Here is a 19,302-nt window from a genome sequence, read left to right as displayed (position 1 = left end):
GGTCCCGCGGTCCGCCGCGGGACCGGCAGCACCCGTCCGGGCTACTTGAGGGTGGCCGCGGTGAGCCCGGCCTGCACCTGGCGCTGGAAGGAGAGGTAGACCACCAGCACCGGCAGCATCGCCATCGTCATGCCGGCGAACAGGGCCGGGAAGTCGCTGGCGTAACCGGCCTGCTGAGCCAGGTTCAGCAGGCCCTGGGTCAGCAGCGAGCGGTCCGGGTCCCCGCCGTGCTGCTGCTGCATCAGGGTGACCGGGAGCAGGTACTGGTTCCACTGCCCCAACACGTTGAAGATGCCCACGCTGACCAGGCCGGAGCGCGCCATCGGCAGCATCACCCGGAAGAACGCGCCGGTGTGCGAGCAGCCGTCGATCATCGCCGCCTCGTGCACCGCGGTGGGCAGCGAGCGGAAGAAGGCGTGCAGGAAGAAGACGGTGAACGGCAGCGAGTAGGCGACGTACACCAGGATCAGCCCGAGGTAGCTGTTCAGGCCGAGCAGCGGGGTCAACTGCCCGAGGTTGCGCACCATGAAGAAGAGCGGCACCAGCGCCAGGTAGACCGGGAACATCGCGCCGGCCACGAAGAACAGGTGCAGGGCCCGGTTGCCGGGGAACTCGTAGCGGGCCAGCACGTAGGCCGCCATCGAGCCGAGCAGCATGGTCAGGGTGACCGAGCCGGCCAGCACGATCAGGGTGTTGGCGAAGTAGCGGGCGATGCCCTGGTGCCAGGCGTAGGAGAAGGCGGCCGTGCCCCAGTGCGTGGGCCAGGACCAGGCGTCGGCGCCGAGCTGCGCGTCGGTCTTGAACGAGCCGAGCACGATCCAGACCAGCGGGACGACGATCATCAGGGCCCAGAGCAGCAGGAAGCCGTGCGCGAAGACGTCGAGCACCCCTCCCCCGTCGGCGAAGCGCTGCTCGCGACCGGGGCGGCGCGGGGCCGGGGTCGGTTCGGGGCGCGGCTCGGCGGGGCGGGCCCGGTCGGTGTCGGTGGTCACGGTCGGGCCGCCCTTCAGAACTCGATCCGCTCGCGCCGGGTGACCCGCAGCGCGACCGCGGACAGGACCAGCGTGAGGCAGAAGATCACCACGCCCATCGCGCAGGCGTAGCCGGCCCGCCCGAAGGTGACGAAGCTGCGCATCAGGTAGGTGGCCATCACCTCCGAGCGGTTGTCCGGGCCGCCGCCGTAGTAGGCGCCCGGGGTCATGGTGGCGACCAGCGCGAAGGTGTCCATGGCGGCGATCGCCAGGTAGACCCAGGCGGTGCGGACCGTCTCGCCGAGCAGCGGCAGGGTGATCCGGAAGAAGGTCTGGACCCGCCCGGCGCCGTCCAGCAGGGCCGCCTCGTAGACGTCCCTCGGCACCGACTGCAGCGCCGCCGAGAAGAGCACCAGGTAGAACCCGACGCCGGACCAGATCAGCACCGCGAGCACGCACCAGAGGACCAGGTCCGGGTCGGAGAGCCACTGCCAGGGGTGGTCCGGGCGCTCGACGCCCAGCTCGATCAGCACCCCGTTCAACAGGCCGCCCTGGTCGGTGCGGTAGACCGCCTGGAAGAGCACCGAGAGGATGGCCACCGAGAGCACCTGGGGCAGGAAGAAGACCACCCGGTAGCCGGCCGCCCCGCGCACCCCCCGCACCCCGCCGGTGGCGCCGCGGCCGCCGACGGCCAGCAGGAAGGCGAAGCCGAGCGCCAACAGGATGGTGGCGGCCGGCAGCACCACGAGCAGCAGCAGGTTGTGCCCGAGCGCGAGCCGGAAGACGCGGTCGTGCAGCAGCTCGGTGTAGTTGCGCGCGCCGATGACGTGCATGGTCGGCGAGTCCCCGGACCAGTCGGTCAGCGAGTAGCCGAAGGTCTGCAGGTACGGCCAGACGACCAGGAGCAGGTAGAGCACGACCGGGACGACGAGGAACCCGAGGATGAAGGGGTACCTGCGGTGACGCATGCCGCCTGCTCTCTCCGGTGGCCCTCGCCGGTCCCGGTGGTCCGTCAGATCTTCTTCGCGGTGGCCGCCTTCGCCGCGGACGCCCACTGCTGCGGGGTCAGCCGGCTGTTGACCAGGTCGTTGGTGGCGCTCTGCAGGGCCAGGTCGAAGGCGGTCTGCCGGTTGGGGTAGGTGTAGTCGAAGGTGTGGGTGCCGGCGGCCCGCACCGCCGCTGCGGCCGAGCCGGTGCCGGGCCTGAGCACCACGTCGGGGCCCAGGCCGTCGCGGAGCACGGTCAGCGCGTTGGCGGCCGTGGCGAAGCTGCCGGCCGCCTCGCGGGTCAGCATGATCCGCAGGAACTCCAGGCCGCCCGCCTGGTTGCGCGCCTTGGCCGGCACCACGTACGGCTCGCCGGCGCCGGCCCGCACCGCCTGCGGCGGCAGCCGGTCGCCGGGCAGCGCCGGCACCGGCAGGAAGGCCATCTCGAAGCCGGCCGGGGTGATCGCGACCATCTCGTTCTCCAGCCAGGAGCCGCAGGGGATGAAGGCGGCCCGGCCCTGGCACCAGGCGGTCTGCGCCTCGGTGTGGGTCATCCCGTTGGTGCCGGGCAACAGGTAGTCCTGCTGCACCAGTTGCTGGAAGGCGTCGACCCCGGCGAGCACGGCCGGCTCGTCCCAGGCGGTCGGGTCGAGGGCGTCGATCCGGGCCACCAGGTCGGGGCCGCCCTGCTTGGCGATCAGGTCCAGGATCAGCACGTTCAGGTAGGTCGGGTAGCGGCCCTGGTGGCAGAAGGGGGCGATGCCGGACTGCCGGATGGTGCCGCAGAGCGCGATGAACTCCTGCCAGCCGGTGGGCGGGCGCCAGCCGCGGTCGCGGAAGAGCCGGGCCGAGTACCAGAGGCCGTAGACGCTGTACACGTAGTTGAGCGCGTACATCCGGCCCTCGAGGCTGCCCTGCTCGACGGTCCCGGGCAGCAGCACGTCGCGGATCCGGCGGGTCGGGTCGTCCCGGTAGGGCGCGTCCAGCAGCACGGTGAGGTCGGTCAGCTGCCCGGCGCGCTGGAGCACGTCGAGCTTCATCTGCTGGGCGCCCGAGTCGTCGATGACGTCCGGCGGGCTGCCGGCGTTGAACCGCGGCTGGAGCTTGCCGCTGATCTCCTGGGTGGCCAGGTGGCTGACCCTGGCCGCGGGGAAGGCCCGGCGGTAGACGGCCTCGTTGGCCCGGGCGTAGGCGTCGCCGTAACCGCCGGCGAAGACCACCACGTCAAGTGGCGCGCCGGGGTCGACGCCGAAGGGGTTGGCGGCCGAGCCGGTGGTCGGCACGCCGCTGACCCGGCCGCCGCCCGAGCCGCCGGCGGCGCAGCCGGCGAGCAGGGGACCGGCGGCGGCCAGCGCGGTGGCGGCGGTGGCGCGCCGCAGCAGGTCGCGGCGGCCGGGGTCGGCTGCGGAGGCCGCTGGGCCCATGGGCGCACTCCCGCCGCTCGGTGTCCGGTCTCGCACCCTAACCCGGCCCGGAACGCGGGCGACCGGACGCGCGCCCGCACCCACTCGAACGGGTGAGGGGCGGGTGGTGGCAGCGCGCCGGGGGCGGGCGGTGGCAGCGGGCTCGGGGCGGGCGGGGCCGCCGGGTCCGGCACAGGCGCTGGCAGCGGGCCCGGGGCGGGCAGCGGGCCGGGGCGGGCGGCCTCAGTGCACCGGCATCCGGCTGCTCAGGGTGGCCACCCCGTCACCGGTCAGGTGGGTCAGGCCGGCGGGCCGGCCGGTGATCGCCAGCAGCAGCTCCAGCATCGGCCCGCTGACCTCGGTGCCCGGTACCGCCTGACCGGCGGACCAGTCGGCGTCGGTCGCGGTCAGGTGCAGTCCGGCCACCCGTTTCTTGCCGCCGATCAGCAGGTTGGACCCGCGGTAGAAGTCGGCCAGCCGGGTCAGCGCCTGCGGCGGATAGCTGTGCTCGATGCCGAGCGGGCGCCGGATGTCCTCGGCGTGCACCACGGTCTCGCCCAGCCAGCTCTCCACCGGGCCCGGCGGGTGGTCGGTCGCGTCGATCTGCTCGGCGAAGGCCTGCAGGGTGGTGGCCGGGCGGCCGTGGGTCAGCTCGCGGATCTCCCGGTCGGTCATCACGTCGAAGCGGAACCGGGCGCGGGCCATCTTGCCGAAGAAGGCCGGCGGGGTCATCCGGGCGGTGGCGGCCAGGTGCGCCAGGGTGTCGCGGACCGTGCGTCCCGCGCAGAGCGAGAAGACGGTCCACTGCTCGGGGGCCAGCTGCTGCACGTCGGCGAGCAGCGCGCGCCGCTCGGCGTGGATCAGCGACCAGGTGTCGGAGGAGTCGGATCGCGTCGCCATACCCCCGGAATAGCACAGATGGCGGGACGGCACAGCCGACGGGAACGGCAGGGGCCGCGCTCCCCACGAAGGGAAGCGCGGCCCGGGTGCCGGTGCGGGGCTGGTCAGCCGTTGATCAGGCTGCGCAGCACGTACTGCAGGATGCCGCCGTTGCGGTAGTAGTCCGCCTCACCGGGGGTGTCGATGCGGACCACCGCGTCGAATTCGAGCTCGCCCGCCTTGACCTTGACGGTCGCCGGGGTGCGGCCCTCGTTCAGCTCGGTGACGCCGGTGATGGAGAAGGTCTCCTCGCCGGTCAGGCCCAGGCTGTCGGCGTTCTGGCCCTCGGGGAACTGCAGCGGCAGCACGCCCATGCCGATCAGGTTCGAGCGGTGGATGCGCTCGTAGGACTCGGCGATGACGGCCTTGACGCCGAGCAGCGCGGTGCCCTTGGCCGCCCAGTCGCGGGACGAGCCGGAGCCGTACTCCTTGCCGGCCAGGACGACCAGCGGGATGCCGGCGGCCTGGTAGTTCTGCGAGGCGTCGTAGATGAACGACACCGGCGCGTCGGCCTGGGTGAAGTCGCGGGTGTAGCCGCCCTCGGTGCCCGGCGCGATCTGGTTGCGCAGGCGGATGTTGGCGAAGGTGCCGCGGATCATCACCTCGTGGTTGCCACGGCGCGACCCGTAGGAGTTGAAGTCGCGCTTCTCCACGCCGTGCTCGGTCAGGTACTGGGCGGCGGGCGTACCGGCCTTGATGTTGCCGGCCGGGGAGATGTGGTCGGTGGTGACCGAGTCGCCCAGCTTGGCCAGCACGCGGGCGGCGGCGATGTCGGTCACCGGGCTCGGGGTCTGGGCCATGCCCTCGAAGTACGGGGGCTTGCGGACGTAGGTGGACTCGGCGTCCCACTCGAAGGTGTTGCCGGTCGGGACCGGGAGCGACTGCCAGCGGTGGTCACCGGCGAAGACGTCCGCGTAGTCCTTGGCGAACATGTCCTGGTCGATCGAGGCGGCGACCACGTCGGCCACCTCCTGCTCGGACGGCCAGATGTCGGCGAGGAAGACGTCGTTGCCGTCGGCGTCCTGGCCCAGGGCGTCCTTGGTGATGTCGACGCCCATGTTGCCGGCGATGGCGTAGGCGACCACCAGCGGCGGGGACGCCAGGTAGTTCATCTTGACGTCCGGGTTGATCCGGCCCTCGAAGTTGCGGTTGCCGGAGAGCACCGAGACGACCGCGAGGTCGGCCTCGTTGACCGCGGCGGAGACCTCCTCGGGCAGCGGGCCCGAGTTGCCGATGCAGGTCACGCAGCCGTAGCCGACCAGGTTGAAGCCCAGCTTCTCCATGTAGGGGAGCAGGCCGGCCTTCTCGTAGTAGTCCATGACGACCTTGGACCCGGGGGCCAGGGTGGTCTTGACCCAGGGCTTGACGTGCAGGCCCTTCTCCACGGCCTTCTTCGCCAGCAGGGCGGCGCCCAGCATGACGGAGGGGTTGGAGGTGTTGGTGCAGGAGGTGATCGAGGCGATCACCACGGCGCCGTTGTCGATCTGGTACGACGAGCCGTCAGGGGCGGTGACGGTGGTCGGCTTGGAGGCCTCGGCCGCGTAGGCCGGCAGGACCTCGGCGAACTTCTCGGCGGCCTCGGCGAGCACGACGCGGTCCTGCGGACGCTTCGGGCCGGCGATCGAGGGGACCACGGTGGCCAGGTCCAGCTCCAGGTACTCGGAGTAGACCGGCTCGACCGACGGGTCGTGCCAGAGGCCCTGCTCCTTGGCGTACGCCTCGACCAGGGCGAGCTGCTGCTCGTCGCGGCCGGTGAGCTTCAGGTAGTTGATGGTCTCGACGTCGATCGGGAAGATCGCGCAGGTCGAGCCGAACTCCGGCGACATGTTGCCGATGGTGGCGCGGTTGGCCAGCGGGATCGCGGTGACGCCGGCGCCGTAGAACTCGACGAACTTGCCGACCACACCGTGCTTGCGCAGCATCTCGGTGATGGTGAGCACCAGGTCGGTGGCGGTGGCACCGGCCGGCAGCTGGCCGTTGAGCTTGAAGCCGACCACGCGCGGGATCAGCATGGAGACCGGCTGGCCGAGCATGGCCGCCTCGGCCTCGATGCCACCGACGCCCCAGCCCAGCACGCCCAGGCCGTTGACCATGGTGGTGTGCGAGTCGGTGCCGACGCAGGTGTCGGGGTAGGCCTGGCCGCCCCGGACCATGACCGTGCGGGCCAGGTGCTCGATGTTCACCTGGTGGACGATGCCGGTGCCCGGCGGGACGACCTTGAACTCGTCGAAGGCGGTCTGGCCCCAGCGCAGGAACTGGTAGCGCTCCTTGTTGCGGCCGTACTCGATCTCGACGTTCTGGGTGAACGCGTCCTTGGTGCCGAACTTGTCGGCGATGACCGAGTGGTCGATGACCAGCTCGGCCGGGGCCAGCGGGTTGATCTTGGCCGGGTCGCCGCCCAGCTCCTTCACGGCCTCGCGCATGGTGGCGAGGTCCACCACGCACGGCACGCCGGTGAAGTCCTGCATGATCACGCGGGCCGGCGTGAACTGGATCTCCTGGCTCGGCTGGGCGTCGGCGTCCCAGTTGCCGAGGGCGCGGATGTGGTCGGCGGTGATGTTCGCGCCGTCCTCGGTGCGCAGCAGGTTCTCCAGCAGCACCTTGAGGCTGTAGGGCAGCCGCTCGGAACCCTCGACGGCGGAGAGCTTGAAGATCTCGTACGACTCGTCGCCCACCTGCAGCGAGCTGCGGGCGTCGAAGCTGTTCGCGGACACGACTGACTCCTTCTCGGTCCACCCGGTAAGGTAAGGTAAGCCTTAGCTAAGCTCACCGCGCCGATGATGAAAGGCGTACGCCCCTCGGCAAGTATCTTGATGTCAAGATAAATCCTAGCGTGGAGTTATCTCGATGTCGAGATAAACCATAGTGCATGGGTGGACTGGGAGTGACCTCAGGCGGGCCTGTGGCGCGCCCCACCTGCACGGCGGTTCCGACGGTGGTTTCGACGGCCGTTCCGGCGGCGGTTCCATGGCCGTGTCGGTGGCCGTATTGGTGGCCGTTCCGGCGGCCCCGGGTGGCCCGCACCGGGCGCCGGGCCGCTAGCGTGGGCCCATGATCGTCGTCGATGCGTCCGCCCTGGTGCTCGCGCTGGCCGACCAGGGGGAGCGCGGGGTCGCCGCCCGGGCCGCGCTGGCGGCCGACCCGGAGTGGGCGGCGCCGGAACACCTGCTGATCGAGGTCATGCAGTCGCTGCGCGGGCGCTACCTCGCGCGGGAGAACACCGCCGAGCAGGTCGCGGCGGTGGCGGCCGAGCTGCCCGGGATCGCCTTCCGCAAGGTGGAGCTGGCGCCGCTGCTCGGCCGGATCTGGGAGCTGAAGGACAACCTGACCCCCGACGACGCGGCGTACGTGGCGGTGGCCGAGCTGCTCGGCGCGCCGCTGATCACCGCCGACCTGCGGCTCTCCCGGGCCAGTGGGCCGCGGTGCGAGATCCGCGGGATCACCGGGATCAGCGGGGCGTGATCGGGAGCGGTCGAGGGGCGGACGGAGGGGTCAGCTGCCCAGGGTGGCGACCAGGACGGCCTTGATCGAGTGCATCCGGTTCTCCGCCTGGTCGAAGACGATCGAGTGGGTCGACTCGAAGAGCTCGTCGGTGCACTCCAGCTCGGACATCCCGGTGCTCTCGAAGAGCTGCCGGCCGAGCTCGGTGCCGAGGTCGTGGAAGGCCGGCAGGCAGTGCAGGAACTTGACCTGCGGGTTGCCGGTGGCCCGGACCGTGTCCATCGAGACCTGGTACGGCTTCAGCAGCTCGATCCGCTCCTGCCAGACCTCCTTGAGCTCCCCCATCGAGACCCAGACGTCCGTGTAGAGGAAGTCGACGCCGGCCACCCCTTCGGCCACGTCCCGGGTCAGGGTGATCCGGGCGCCGCTCGCCGCGGCCAGGCCGTCGGCGGCCTTGCGGACCTCCTCGCTCGGCCAGAGCTCCTCGGGCGCGACGATCCTGATGTCCATCCCCAGCAGCGCGCCGGTGATCAGCAGCGAGTTGCCCATGTTGTTGCGGGCGTCGCCGAGGTAGGCGAGCGAGATGTCGGTCAGCGGCTTGCGGCTGTGCTCCCGGATGGTGAGCACGTCGGCCAGCAGCTGGGTGGGGTGCCACTCGTCGGTCAGACCGTTCCAGACCGGCACGCCGGAGTGCTCGGCCAGCTCCTCGACGACCGCCTGGCCGTAGCCGCGGTACTCGATGCCGTCGAACATCCGGCCGAGCACCCGGGCGGTGTCCTTGATCGACTCCTTGTGGCCCAGCTGGGAGCTGCCCGGGTCCAGGTACGTGGTGGCGGCACCCTGGTCGGCGGCGGCCACCTCGAAGGCGCAGCGGGTCCGTGTCGAGGTCTTCTCGAAGATCAGCGCGATGTTCTTGCCGCGCAGCCGGGGCTGCTCGGTGCCGGCGTACTTGGCGGCCTTGAGCTGGGCTGCGAGGTCGACCAGGAAGGTGAACTCCTGCGCCGTGAAGTCGAGCTCCTTGAGGAAGTGCCGGTTCCTGAGGTTCAAGGCCATGGCCGGGCTCCTGGGGACTGGGGACAGCGGGACGGGAAGGCGCAACGGGAGGGGAGGCCCAGCAACACTATACGGGATGATGAATTTCTATGCAGTCACCTGCAGAGAATCGGCCACCCCGGTGAGGTCGGGGTGGCCGATCGGGCTCCGCGAGCCGTGGGTCCGCTCCGCTGGCGCGCCGGTCGCTTCGCGCGGCGGCTCGGCGCTCAGAGCCGGGGGTCGACCGGCTCCGACTCCAGGGCGAGCACCGCGAAGACCGGCTCGTGCACCCGCCAGAGCGGCTCGCCGGCGGCCAGCCGGTCCAGCGCCTCCAGGCCGAGCGCGTACTCGCGCAGGGCGAGCGAGCGCTTGTGGCCGAGGGCGCGCCGGCGCAGCGTGTCGAGGTGCTCGGTGTAGTCCGGGCCGTAGATCAGCCGCAGGTACTCCCGGCCGCGCACCTTGAGCCCCGGCTGCACCAGCCCGCCGGGCCGCCCCTCCCCCGAGGTGCCGCGCACCAGCGAGGCCAACGGCTTGACCACCATGCCCTCGCCGCCGACCGCGGTCAGCTCCTCCCACCAGGCGATGCCCGCAGCGATCGAGGCCTCGTCCGCGGTGTCGACCACCAGCCGGCCGGTGGCGCGCAGCAGCGGCTCGACGTCCGGGTGCTGCTGCGACGGCTGCTGCCCGGTGCTGGGCTGCACGGCCTCGGGCTGCACGGCCTCGGGCTGCCCGGCCCCGGGGCGCGCCGGCTCCTGCTGCTCGCGGACCCAGGCCTCGTCGGCCACCACCAGGCGGTCCAACCAGCCGAGGTGCTCGTCGTGCGGTCGCACCGCGAGGTTGGCCCCCTCGGCGGCCAGCACCTGGAACGGCGCCAGCCGGATGCCGCGCAGCCCCTCGGTGGGCCAGCAGTAGCGGCGGTAGGCAGCGCTGAACGCGTCGGCGTCGGCCGCCCGGCGCCGGTGCCGCTCGGTCAGCTCGGTGAGCCCCTCGATGCCGCGCGCAGCGGTCCGCTCCAGCGCGGCCAGCACCTCGGGCAGCGCCGAACGGGCCGCCGCCCCGACCGCCGCGTACTGACGGCGCAGCAGCTCGACCGCCTTGAGCGACCAGGGCAGCAGCTCCGCGTCCAGCAGCAGCCAGTCGGTGGCCAGCTCGGTGAAGAGACCGGCCCGCTCGGCAGCCGCCCGCACCCGGGCCAGCAACGCCTCGGTCAGCGCGGCGTCACCGAGGAAGGCGCGCCCCGTCCTGGTCCAGATCGCGCCCGGACCAGCGAGGCCGAACCGCCGCTCCAGCGCCTGCTCGTCGCGGGCCACCAGCAGCACCGCTCGGGAGCCCATGTGCTTCTCCTCGCAGACCACCTGCTGCACCCCGTCCGCCCGGTAGGCGAAGAACGCCTCCTCCGGGTGCTCCAGGTGGCCCGGGCGCCGCGAGGTGGCGCTCGGCGCCATGGTGGGCGGCAGGTAGGCGAGCAGCCGCGGATCGAGGGCGAAGCGGCTCATCACCTCCAGCGCGGCGGCGGCGTTCTCCTCCCGGACCGCGACCCGGCCGGCGAGCGAGGTCTCCACCACCCGGCGCCCGGCCACGTCGGCCAGGTCCAGCGGGCGGCCCTCGCGGGCTCCGGGGGCGTCGCTGATCAGCGGCCGGACCGGGGCGTACCACTCCTTCTCGGCCGGCACGCCGACCAGCTCGCGCTCGGGGTAACGCAGCGCGGTCAGGTTGCCGCCGAAGACGCAACCGGTGTCCAGGCAGATGGTGTTGTTCAGGAAGCTCGCCACCGGCACCGGGGTGTGGCCGTAGACCACCAGCGCCTTGCCCCGGTACTCCTCGGCCCACGGGTAGCGCACCGGCAGGCCGAACTCGTCGGTCTCGCCGGTGGTGTCGCCGTAGAGGGCGTGCGAGCGGACCCGGCCGGAGTTGCGGCCGTGGTACCTCTCCGGCAGGCCGGCGTGGCAGACCACCAGCTTGCCGCCGTCCAGCAGGTAGTGGCTGACCAGCCCGCGCATGAAGGTCTGCACCTCGGTGCGGAACTCCTCGGGCTCGGCGGCCAGTTGGTCCAGTGACTCCTGCAGGCCGTGCGCCACGGTGACCTGGCGGCCGCCCAGGGCCCGGCCGAGCTTGTTCTCGTGGTTGCCCGGCACGCAGAGCGCGTGACCGGCCGCCACCATGCCCATCACCAGGCGCAGCACGCCCGGGGTGTCCGGCCCGCGGTCGACCAGGTCACCGACGAAGACCGCGGTGCGGCCCTCGGGGTGCGCGGCGTCCACCGCGCGGCCGTGCTCGTCGCGGGTGATCCGGTAGCCGAGGCGGTGGAGCAGGGTCTCCAGCTCGGACCGGCAGCCGTGGATGTCACCGACGATGTCGAAGGGGCCGGTGAGCTCGCGCAGGTCGTTCCAGCGCTTCTCCAGCACGATCTCGGCGGCCGCCACCTGGGCCGCACCGCGCAGGTGGTGGACCTTGCGGAAGCCCTCGCGCTCCAGCGCGCCGAGCGAGCGGCGCAGCTCGCGGTTCTGCCGCTGGATCACGTGCGCGCCGAAGTCACGGTCGGGGCGGGAGCGGTTGCGCTCGGCGCAGACGCCCGGTGGGACGTCCAGCACGACCGCGATCGGCAGCACGTCGTGGGCCCGGGCGAGGGCGATCAGCTGCTTGCGCGAGTCGGGCTGCACGTTGGTCGCGTCCACCACGGTCAGCCGCCCGGCGGCCAGCCGCTTGCCGACGATGTGGTGCAGCAGCTCGAAGGCGTCCGCGGAGGCCGACTGGTCGTTCTCGTCGTCCGCGACCAGACCGCGGCAATAGTCCGAGGAGATCACCTGGGTGGGGGCGAAGTGCTTGCGGGCGAAGCTCGACTTGCCCGAGCCGCTGGTGCCGATCAACACCACCAGGGAGAGGTCGGTGACCGGCAGCTGCCGGGGCTCGGCAGGCGGTTCGGCGGCAGTGACGGCGGGCTGCGTCGGGTCGCTGGCGGTGGTCATCGGGGCGCACTCCTCTCCGGGGCGGGGGTCGTGGTGGTCGGGCTGGTGGTCGGGGCGGTCGGGCTGGTGGTCGTGATCCGGCTGGTGGGGGTCGGGGCGTGGGCTTCGGCGGCGGCGCGGCCGGTGGGCTGGGCGCCGCGGTGGAACACGGCGAGCTGGGTCGGCGGACCCACCTCCGGGTCGTCCGGGCCGACCGGGCGGAACTCGGCCGTGTACCCGTACCCGGCCGCCACCCGCTCCGCCCAGGCGCGGAACTCCGCCCGGCTCCACTCGAAGCGGTGGTCGGCGTGCCGCACGCGGCCGGCCGGCAGGCTCTCCCAGCGGACGTTGTACTCGGCGTTGGGCGTGGTCACGATCACCGTCGCCGGGTTCGCGGCGCCGAACACCGCGTACTCCAGCGCCGGCAGCCGCGGCAGGTCGAGGTGCTCGATGACCTCGCAGAGCACCGCCGCGTCGTACCCCTTGAGCCGGGCATCGGTGTACGTCAGCGCACCCTGGACCAGACGAACCCGGGCCGCCTGGCGCTCCGACAGCTTCTCCAGCCGGAGCTTGCGGGCGGCGGCGGCCAGCGCACCGGCGGAGACGTCGACCCCGAGCACCTCGGTGATCTGCTTCTCCTTGAGCAGCGCGGCAACCAACTCGCCCTGGCCGCAGCCCAGATCGAGCACCCGGGCGGCGCCCGCCGCGCGCAGCGCCTCGACGATCGCGGTGCGCCGCTGCTGCGCCAGCGGTACCGGCTTCTCGGCCGGCTCCGCGGCGTCGGCCGGGGCCGGGCCGTCCGCGACCGGCTCTGACTCCGGCTCCGCGGCCGGCTGCTGCTCCGAGTCCTCCTGTGTCGGTGCCAGGTCCGGTTCCTGGGGCACGGCGTTGTCCAGGTCCTCGGCCTCGCTGTCGTCGGCCTCGGCGAGCCGGGCCAGCTCCAGCCGGCGCAGCGCCTCGTTCGCCAGCGACCAGCGGCGGTGCAGGTAGCGCCGGATGATCAGGGCCCGCTCCGGGTGGTCCGCGAGCCAGCCCTCCCCGGCGGCGAGCAGCTTGTCCACCTCGTCGGGAGCCACCCAGTAGTGCTTGGCGCCGTCCAGCACCGGCAGCAGCACGTAGAGCTGCTGCAGTGCGTCGGACAGCAGCAGGGTGCCGGTCAGCTCCAGCCGCTGGTAGCGCGACTCCCCCCAGTCCGGGAAGGCCTCGTCCAGCGGGATCGCCGCAGCGGTGACCCGCCAGCCGAGCGGCTCGAGGAGCCGGTGGACCAGGGAGCCCTCGACCGCCGCCTCGCCGCCGCCGACCGCGACCGCCGGGAGCAGCACGGTCAGCTCGCGCGGCTGCTCGGCCAGCCCGGGCCGCAGCTCGCAGACGCCCTTCATGGCCGTCCGGAAGACCGTGCGCAGCGCCACCGCGAGCAGCGAGGAGGCGGCGTACGGGCGGTCGTTGACGTACTGGGAGAGGGCGAAGTCGGGCGAGCCGGCCCGACCCTTGCCGCGGCCGCGCCGGACCAGGGCGATCGGGTCGATGTCCAGCAGCAGCGCGGCCGTGCAGCGCTGCTCGCTCGCCTCGGGGTAGAAGACGTGCGCCTCGCCGTGGGACGTGCTGAAGCGCTGTGCCTTGCCCGGGTGCTTGTGCAGCAGAAAGCCCAGGTCGGTGGCCGGGTGCTCGGCCGTTCCGGTGGTGGAGATCGAGATGAACACCCGGTCGAGTATTCCTGGCAGCCGCGGCCCGAAGCACGTGGTTTTGCGTCGGACGGCGCCGGGGCCCGACCGCTGCCCCGTGGGCGGGCGGCCACCCCGGGCGCGCCGGGGAGACCGGGCGGGCCGCCACACCTGTCCGCTGCCTGGGCGGTTTCGGCAGCACTGGCCGGAATTGGTTACCGTGCACGATGTGACTGCTGAAACGACCTCCGCTCCCGCCCGTGGTGCCGTTGCCGCCGGCCTGGCGACCATCGCCGCCGACGGCACCGTCCTCGACACCTGGTTCCCCGCTCCCGCACTGACCGACCAGCCCGGCCCCTCCGGCACCGTCCGGCTGACCCCCGAGCAGGCCGAGGCCGAGCTCGGCGCCGGCGCCGCCGGGGCGCTGGGCACCGACGACCGGCGCGGCGTCGAGGTCGTCGCCGTGCGCACCACGATCGGCTCGCTGGACGAGAAGCCGCTCGACGCGCACGACACCTACCTGCGCCTGCACCTGCTGAGCCACCGCCTGGTCCAGCCGCACGGCCAGAACCTGGACGGCATCTTCGGCCTGCTCGCCAACGTGGCCTGGACCAGCATCGGCCCGGTGCCGGTGGACCGGGTCGAGCAGACCCGCCTCGCGGTGCGCGCCGGGGGCGGCCAGCTGGCCGTCTACGGGATCGACAAGTTCCCGCGGATGTCCGACTACGTCGCCCCGAGCGGCGTGCGGATCGCGCACGCGGACCGGGTCCGCCTCGGCGCCCACCTGGCGGTCGGCACCACCGTGATGCACGAGGGCTTCGTGAACTTCAACGCGGGCACCCTCGGCACCTCGATGGTCGAGGGCCGGATCAGCGCCGGTGTGGTGGTCGGTGACCACAGCGACGTCGGCGGCGGCGCCTCGATCATGGGGACCCTGTCGGGCGGCGGCAAGCAGGTCGTCTCGGTCGGCCAGCGCTGCCTGCTCGGCGCCAACGCGGGCATCGGCATCGCCCTGGGCGACGACTGCGTGGTCGAGGCCGGTCTGTACGTGACCGCGGGCACCCGGGTCACGCTGCCGGACGGCACCGTCGCCAAGGCGGTCGAGCTGTCCGGGCAGGACAACCTGCTGTTCCGCCGGAACTCGCAGTCGGGCGCGGTCGAGGTGATCGCCCGCTCCGGTTCGTGGGGCGGCCTGAACGCCGATCTGCACGCGCACAACTGACCTCCGACCGGACCGGTCCGCCCGGTCCGGTGCCCGTCGGCCGGTCCGTCCCACGTGGGCCGGCCGACGGGACCACGGTTGACGGCTCCGCTGTGGGCCCCGCCCGGTGCTCCCGCGCCGGGCGGGGCCCACAGTCGTTCCACCGTCCGTGCGCGGGCCGGAAGTCGGCCGCCCGGCGCCCGGGAGCTGCGGCTGCCCGGCCGGTCCGGCGCCATAGTCCAGCGGGCCGCGGCGGAGCAAGCCCGGATCACCCCGGGGACTGAGCCGCCGGACCAGGAGGACCGCATCGGGTGGACGACGGTGACTCGGCGCGGTGAGGGGTCGTTGGAGTGACGGGGTCACACGCCCCCGGCCCGACGTGTCCCGTCGCGTTCCCGAACACCGCACTCCCGAGCTGGAGGGTCCCCCCATGTCCGAGCCCAGGTACGAGGTGCCCGTCGCACCACCGCAGAACCCGACCAAGAGCCTGCTGGAGCAGATGCAGGAGCTGCTCGCCTCGGTCAACGCCGACCTGGCGGACCTGGCCGAGCTGGGCGCCGACCTCGGCCCGGCCCGCGGGGCCGGGCTGGGCCTCGCGCAGCCGGAGCTGCGCGGCGACCGCGAGCCCGCCGGCGGCGCTTCGGCCGACTGGTAGTCCGGTGGCCGGGGCCCGGGCGGCGCGGGCGGTGGCCCGCCGGGCCGGCTCCCGCCCGGCGGGGAGAGGGTGATCACCAGCCGAAGCTCGGGTTCGGCGGGCTCCTCCTCGGGGGCCACCGGATCCGGCTCGGCAGCCGCCGCCGCACCGGCCGCCGCGTCGAGCGCTCCGAGGTCCTCCGTCGAGTCCTCGCCGGGTGGGCCGGCCGGCCCCGTCCGCCGGTTCGGCGGTCGCCCCTGAGGACCGTCCGCCGCAGCCACCGCCGGTCGCGTCGACCGGCACCCGCCCGACCGCTCGGCACCCCGCGCCGCACCGCCCGGCCCGGCGCCCGGCTCAGCTCCCGACTCGGCCACCGGCTCCACCGCTCCCAGCCGGCGCAGCACCCGGAGCAGCTCGACCACCAGCGCGCGGCACTCGGCGGCGGCGTCCAACCCGTCGACGGCGAGCCAGTAGACGCCCTGGGCCGCCGGCTCGGCGGAGTCGGCGACGGCGACCAGCGCCTCGGCGCACTCGGTCAGCAGCAGCCGCAGCTGGTCCAGCACCGGGCCGAGCACGCCGACCCGGCTGAGCCCGTCGGCGCGCCGCGCCGGCGCCCGCTCACCGCTCTCGGGCGACTCGGCGGGGGCCTCCAGCACCGCGGCGGCGTGCACCCCGGCCCGGGCCAGCAGCCGGGCCACGGTGGCCGCCTCCTCGACCGGATGGCCACCGAGCCGCTCGCCCAACGCCTCGGCCAGCGAGGCCGCCTGCCGGCACTCGGACAGCACGTCCGGGACGGTACGGGCCTCGGCGAGCGCGTGGCGGGTGGTCTTGATCAAACGCAGTGCGTCCATGGCGGCGGCCTGCCCTTCACTCCTGACGGGGCCTCGGGCCGTTCCGTTGAACGGCCCGTCAGGAGTCGAGGGTGCGACCGGCCGGCCCCTCCCGGGCCCGACCGTCGCAAAGCTGTGGACAACCCCGGGGTTGTGGACAGTTGCCCTCACCCGTCCGCCGCAATAGTCCGAAAAGCGACGCCGCCCGCGTCACTCGGCTGACGCCGTCCGCGTCACTCCGCCGGTGCCGCCGGGAACCGCAGCTCGTTCCGGTCGATCTTCTCGTCCAGCGCGGTCAGCGGGTCCACCCCGACCGCCGTGCAGAACTGGACCAGGTAGGCCAGCACGTCCGCCACCTCGTCCCGCACCCGGTGCGCGCTGTCCGGGTCCTCCATCACCGCGGCCGCCTGCTCCGGAGTGAGCCACTGGAAGATCTCCAGCAGCTCCCCGGCCTCGACGGTGAGCGCCGCCGCGAGGTTCTTCGGCGTGTGGAACGGCTCCCAACGGCGTGCCGCGGCGAACTCGCTCAGCCGGCCGGCCAACTCGGCCAGGCTGGGCACGGCGGTGGTGGTGGACGGTCCGTCCGCCTGCTCGGCGGACTCGCGGTTCGGTGCTGCCTGCGGGGATGCGTGCTCGGTCACAGTTCCAGGTCTACCGCATCCTCCGCCCCGGCCGTGTCGGCGTCCCCGTCCGGGCCGGCGGGCTGGGCCGGGACCCGGGTGGCCGGGCGCAGCACGCTGTGCCCGCTCATCGGGTCCCGCCGGCACTCCACCAGGTCGATCAGCTCCACCTGGTGCGCCGCCACCGGGTCCTGCAGCGCGGCCACCAGGCGGAGCTGCTCCCGGTCGCACATCTCCCGGGCCAGCCGCAGCAGCGAGGCGGTCTGCTCGGTGCCCAGGCCCGCCCCGAGGTCCTCGGCGAGCACGGTGAGCTGGCGCCGGGCCCACGGCACCTCGAGCGCCGGGTCGACGTCCAGCACCCCGGCCCCGGTCAGCAGCACCGCGGCGAAGGCGAGCAGCCGCAGCATCCCGTCCGAGGCCTGGTCGGCGCCGGTCCGCCCGAGGACGCCCTCGTCGAAGACCGCGAGCAGCCGCTCCTGCGACTGGGTGCAGCGCCGGGCCACGTCCAGGCCGAGCAGCGGGTGCGGGGCGGCACTCTGCACGGCCTTCAGCAGCCGGCCGTACCGGCGGGTGCACTCGCCCTGCAGCCGCCCCAGCACGGCGGACACGTTGGCGGCGCTGGACAGCAGCCGGGCCTGCGGGTCGGCGGGGACCCAGTCGCGCATCAGCGCCGGGACCGGGTGCACCGGGAAGACCTCGCGCAGCGCGGTGAGCAGTTGTTCGGCGGCGGCCAGCACGGTGCGCTCGCCGGGCGAGGACCCGGCCACCCGCAGCGGGATCTGGGTGGTGATCAGGCTGCCGCTGGGGAACGGGGCCCGGATGTCGCCCTGGCGGGTGTCGTTGTGCCAGCTGACGTTGACCCGCCCGCCCGCGACGTCCTGCTCCCCGGTCTCCACCAGGGTCTGCCCGTCGCAGGCCAGCCACTCGCGGGCCACCCGGACCCGACCGTCGGTGCGGATGACCAGTTCCAGCCGGATCTGGCCGACGGAGGAGCGGACGGTGCAGCCCAGGATGATCGCGTTGCGCCCGTGCGGGACGCAGCCGAGCAGGCCGCCGCGGACCGGGGCGGCCAGCGGGCCGCCGACGCCGCCGATGCCGTCCAGCGAGGGGCCGATCTCCTCCCCCAGGGCCAACCGGGAGAGCACCGCCAGGGCGTCCAGGGCGTTCGACTTGCCGACCCCGGAGGGACCGTGGAGCACGGTGAGCGGGGCGAGCGGCAGGGCGGCGCGGCGGAAGGACTTGAAGGAGGTCAGGCGCAGTTCCTCGACCGTCGGTCGCAACACGGAGGGCCGGGGCTCGACCGTGGCGGCGCGGCCGAGCGCGGTCGCCCGCCCGGCGGCGGGCGCCGGTTGGCTGCGGCTCGGGGCCGCCTGGCCGCGCACCGGGGTGGTCCGGCTGCGGGCCGCCGGCTCCTGAGCGCGGGCCGGGCGCTGCGCGAGCTCGCCGGCCCCCGGGGTGCCCGGGCCGGTCGCGGGAGTGCTCTTGGGAGTCGTCAGGGGGCTGGTCACCGAGCCGACGCTACTGACGATCATGCGACCCGAGCCGGGCAGAAACGTGCCTGCGCACGGCGATTCATCCCATCGGGGAGCCAGCGCGACACCGGAAGTCGACCAGGCCGCCGATCCCGGCCCGCCCCCTCAGCCCCGGCCGGCCCGCTCAGTCCTGGCCGCTCAGTCCCGGTCCGCCGCCCGGTAGACCGCCACCCGCACCGAACCGGTGACCGCCACCGGTTCGGGCAGCCCGGCCAGCCCCGCCGCCAGCCGGGCCGGCTCGGTGTGCCAGGCGTTCGGCCCCATCCCGACCACCTCCGCCGCGTCCCGGTGGGAGAGCGCCAGCGCGAACTCCACCTCCCGCGAGGAGACCGGGGTGAGCCAGGGGCTGAGCTTCTGGTCGATCCGCCGGTCCTTCTCCTCGTCCACCGAAAGCAGGCCCAGCGCCCCGACCAGTTCCCCGAGGTGGCGGGTGGTGGGCGAGACCAGCAGCAACCGCCCGCCGGGGCTCAGCACCCGGTGGATCTCGGCGCCGTTGCGCGGTGCGAAGACGTTGAGCACCAGGTCGGCGCAGCCGGCGGCGAGCGGCAGCGGCCGCCAGGCGTCGCAGACCACCGCGCCCGCCCGCGGGTGCGCCTTGGCCGCTCGGCGCAGCGCGAACTTGGAGATGTCGAGCGCCGCGCCCGCCGCACCGGGCAGCGCGTCGAGCACCTGGGCGAGGTAGTGGCCGGTACCGGCACCGAGGTCGACCACCAGGCCCGGGCCGGGGTCCGGGGCGAAGCAGGCCGCGGCGGCCTCGGCGAGGGCCGCGGCGATCGGGCGGTAGTGGCCGGCGGCCAGGAAGTCGGCCCGGGCGGCGACCATCTCCGCGGTGTCGCCGGTCCCGGTGTGCGCGTCACCGGGGAGCAGGCTGACGTACCCCTGCTTGGCGAGGTCGAAGGCGTGCCCGCCGGGGCAGCGCAGGGTGCGCCCGGTCGCGTCCAGGACGAGGCCGAGCGCGCAGTGGGGGCAGGTCAGGTACCGCTCGATGTCCCGGAGCACCGCCCCACCCTAGCCGCGCCGGGACCGGCCCGGCGTTTGGAATTGTTTTTTGGTTTATTTCTTCCCCCCCTTTCCTGGTCTTTTTCCCCCCCCCCCCCTCTTCCCCCC

Annotated in this window: 14 protein-coding genes and 1 pseudogene; 3 read left to right on the top strand and 12 right to left on the bottom strand. The window is 73.6% G+C overall.

From position 1 onward, the window contains the following. Positions 1–41: 41 nt before the first annotated feature. The 5 genes from ACQRUO_RS26755 to acnA form a co-directional block, all read right to left on the bottom strand. Entirely contained in the window at positions 42–992 is a 951-nt protein-coding gene (locus ACQRUO_RS26755; RefSeq protein ID WP_428318624.1) for a carbohydrate ABC transporter permease, read from the bottom strand. A gap of 14 nt (positions 993–1,006) precedes the next feature. Continuing rightward, a complete protein-coding gene (locus tag ACQRUO_RS26750) occupies positions 1,007–1,939 on the bottom strand; it encodes a carbohydrate ABC transporter permease (RefSeq protein ID WP_428318623.1) in 933 nt (310 codons plus the stop codon). Positions 1,940–1,983: 44 nt separating this feature from the next. Further along, complete coding sequence (gene ngcE, locus ACQRUO_RS26745; RefSeq protein ID WP_428318622.1) at positions 1,984–3,381, bottom strand: N-acetylglucosamine/diacetylchitobiose ABC transporter substrate-binding protein; 1,398 nt, start codon at positions 3,379–3,381, stop codon at positions 1,984–1,986. A gap of 222 nt (positions 3,382–3,603) precedes the next feature. Next, the gene (locus tag ACQRUO_RS26740; protein WP_428318621.1) at positions 3,604–4,260 is read right to left on the bottom strand and encodes a maleylpyruvate isomerase family mycothiol-dependent enzyme; all 657 of its coding nucleotides are present in this window, start codon (positions 4,258–4,260) and stop codon (positions 3,604–3,606) included. Positions 4,261–4,364: 104 nt separating this feature from the next. Continuing rightward, the gene (acnA, locus tag ACQRUO_RS26735) at positions 4,365–7,013 is read right to left on the bottom strand and encodes an aconitate hydratase AcnA (protein ID WP_428318620.1); all 2,649 of its coding nucleotides are present in this window, start codon (positions 7,011–7,013) and stop codon (positions 4,365–4,367) included. A 337-nt stretch (positions 7,014–7,350) separates the two neighbouring features. Here acnA and ACQRUO_RS26730 point away from each other — a divergent pair, with 337 nt between their 5' ends. Then, the gene (locus ACQRUO_RS26730; protein ID WP_428318619.1) at positions 7,351–7,761 is read left to right on the top strand and encodes a type II toxin-antitoxin system VapC family toxin; all 411 of its coding nucleotides are present in this window, start codon (positions 7,351–7,353) and stop codon (positions 7,759–7,761) included. 30 nt (positions 7,762–7,791) lie between these two features. On the opposite strand, the gene argF is transcribed toward ACQRUO_RS26730, so the two are convergent. The 3 genes from argF to ACQRUO_RS26715 all read right to left on the bottom strand — a co-directional run bounded on the left by argF (position 7,792) and on the right by ACQRUO_RS26715 (position 13,417). Continuing rightward, positions 7,792–8,793: an ornithine carbamoyltransferase gene (argF, locus tag ACQRUO_RS26725; protein WP_428318618.1), complete on the bottom strand. Its 1,002-nt coding sequence runs from the start codon at positions 8,791–8,793 to the stop codon at positions 7,792–7,794. 206 nt (positions 8,794–8,999) lie between these two features. Continuing rightward, complete coding sequence (locus ACQRUO_RS26720; RefSeq protein ID WP_428318627.1) at positions 9,000–11,738, bottom strand: polynucleotide kinase-phosphatase; 2,739 nt, start codon at positions 11,736–11,738, stop codon at positions 9,000–9,002. Further along, positions 11,735–13,417, bottom strand: a complete 1,683-nt coding sequence (locus tag ACQRUO_RS26715; RefSeq protein WP_428318617.1) for a 3' terminal RNA ribose 2'-O-methyltransferase Hen1 — start codon at positions 13,415–13,417, stop codon at positions 11,735–11,737. Before ACQRUO_RS26715 ends, ACQRUO_RS26720 begins: the two co-directional genes overlap by 4 nt. 190 nt (positions 13,418–13,607) lie before the next feature. On the opposite strand from ACQRUO_RS26715, the gene dapD reads away from it, so the two are divergent. Together dapD and ACQRUO_RS26705 are read left to right on the top strand one after the other, a co-directional pair. Continuing rightward, positions 13,608–14,600 carry a 2,3,4,5-tetrahydropyridine-2,6-dicarboxylate N-succinyltransferase gene (gene dapD / locus ACQRUO_RS26710; protein WP_428318616.1) on the top strand — a complete coding sequence of 331 codons (993 nt, stop codon included), beginning with the start codon at positions 13,608–13,610 and terminating at the stop codon, positions 14,598–14,600. A 409-nt stretch (positions 14,601–15,009) separates the two neighbouring features. Continuing rightward, positions 15,010–15,234 (top strand): hypothetical protein, encoded by a 225-nt coding sequence (locus ACQRUO_RS26705; protein ID WP_428318615.1) that lies wholly within the window; start codon positions 15,010–15,012, stop codon positions 15,232–15,234. Between the two features lie 395 nt (positions 15,235–15,629). Here the strand turns inward: ACQRUO_RS26705 and ACQRUO_RS26700 are convergent. The 4 genes and pseudogenes from ACQRUO_RS26700 to ACQRUO_RS26685 all read right to left on the bottom strand — a co-directional run. Then, a pseudogene (locus ACQRUO_RS26700) lies at positions 15,630–16,064 on the bottom strand (DUF6099 family protein); the annotation flags it as partial. A gap of 212 nt (positions 16,065–16,276) precedes the next feature. Continuing rightward, positions 16,277–16,603 (bottom strand): nucleotide pyrophosphohydrolase, encoded by a 327-nt coding sequence (locus ACQRUO_RS26695; protein WP_428318626.1) that lies wholly within the window; start codon positions 16,601–16,603, stop codon positions 16,277–16,279. Between the two features lie 77 nt (positions 16,604–16,680). Further along, on the bottom strand, positions 16,681–18,171 hold the full coding sequence (locus tag ACQRUO_RS26690) for an ATP-binding protein (RefSeq protein ID WP_428318614.1): 1,491 nt from the start codon (positions 18,169–18,171) through the stop codon (positions 16,681–16,683). Between the two features lie 162 nt (positions 18,172–18,333). Further along, on the bottom strand, positions 18,334–19,194 hold the full coding sequence (locus tag ACQRUO_RS26685; protein WP_428318613.1) for a putative RNA methyltransferase: 861 nt from the start codon (positions 19,192–19,194) through the stop codon (positions 18,334–18,336). Positions 19,195–19,302 lie beyond the last annotated feature (108 nt).

Origin of the sequence: Kitasatospora sp. LaBMicrA B282 (assembly GCF_050325825.1) — a bacterium.
Taxonomy (GTDB): domain Bacteria; phylum Actinomycetota; class Actinomycetes; order Streptomycetales; family Streptomycetaceae; genus Kitasatospora.
This window is presented reverse-complemented; position numbering and strand designations above follow the sequence as displayed.

Excerpts from the sequence above, each read along its gene's own strand:
- argF (WP_428318618.1), bottom strand. The coding sequence starts at position 8,793 with ATGGCCTTGAACCTCAGGAACCGGCACTTCCTCAAGGAGCTCGACTTC.
- ACQRUO_RS26705 (WP_428318615.1), top strand. The coding sequence starts at position 15,010 with ATGTCCGAGCCCAGGTACGAGGTGCCCGTCGCACCACCGCAGAACCCG.
- ACQRUO_RS26720 (WP_428318627.1), bottom strand. The coding sequence starts at position 11,738 with ATGACCACCGCCAGCGACCCGACGCAGCCCGCCGTCACTGCCGCCGAA.
- ACQRUO_RS26740 (WP_428318621.1), bottom strand. The coding sequence starts at position 4,260 with ATGGCGACGCGATCCGACTCCTCCGACACCTGGTCGCTGATCCACGCC.
- ACQRUO_RS26730 (WP_428318619.1), top strand. The coding sequence starts at position 7,351 with ATGATCGTCGTCGATGCGTCCGCCCTGGTGCTCGCGCTGGCCGACCAG.
- ACQRUO_RS26750 (WP_428318623.1), bottom strand. The coding sequence starts at position 1,939 with ATGCGTCACCGCAGGTACCCCTTCATCCTCGGGTTCCTCGTCGTCCCG.
- ngcE (WP_428318622.1), bottom strand. The coding sequence starts at position 3,381 with ATGGGCCCAGCGGCCTCCGCAGCCGACCCCGGCCGCCGCGACCTGCTG.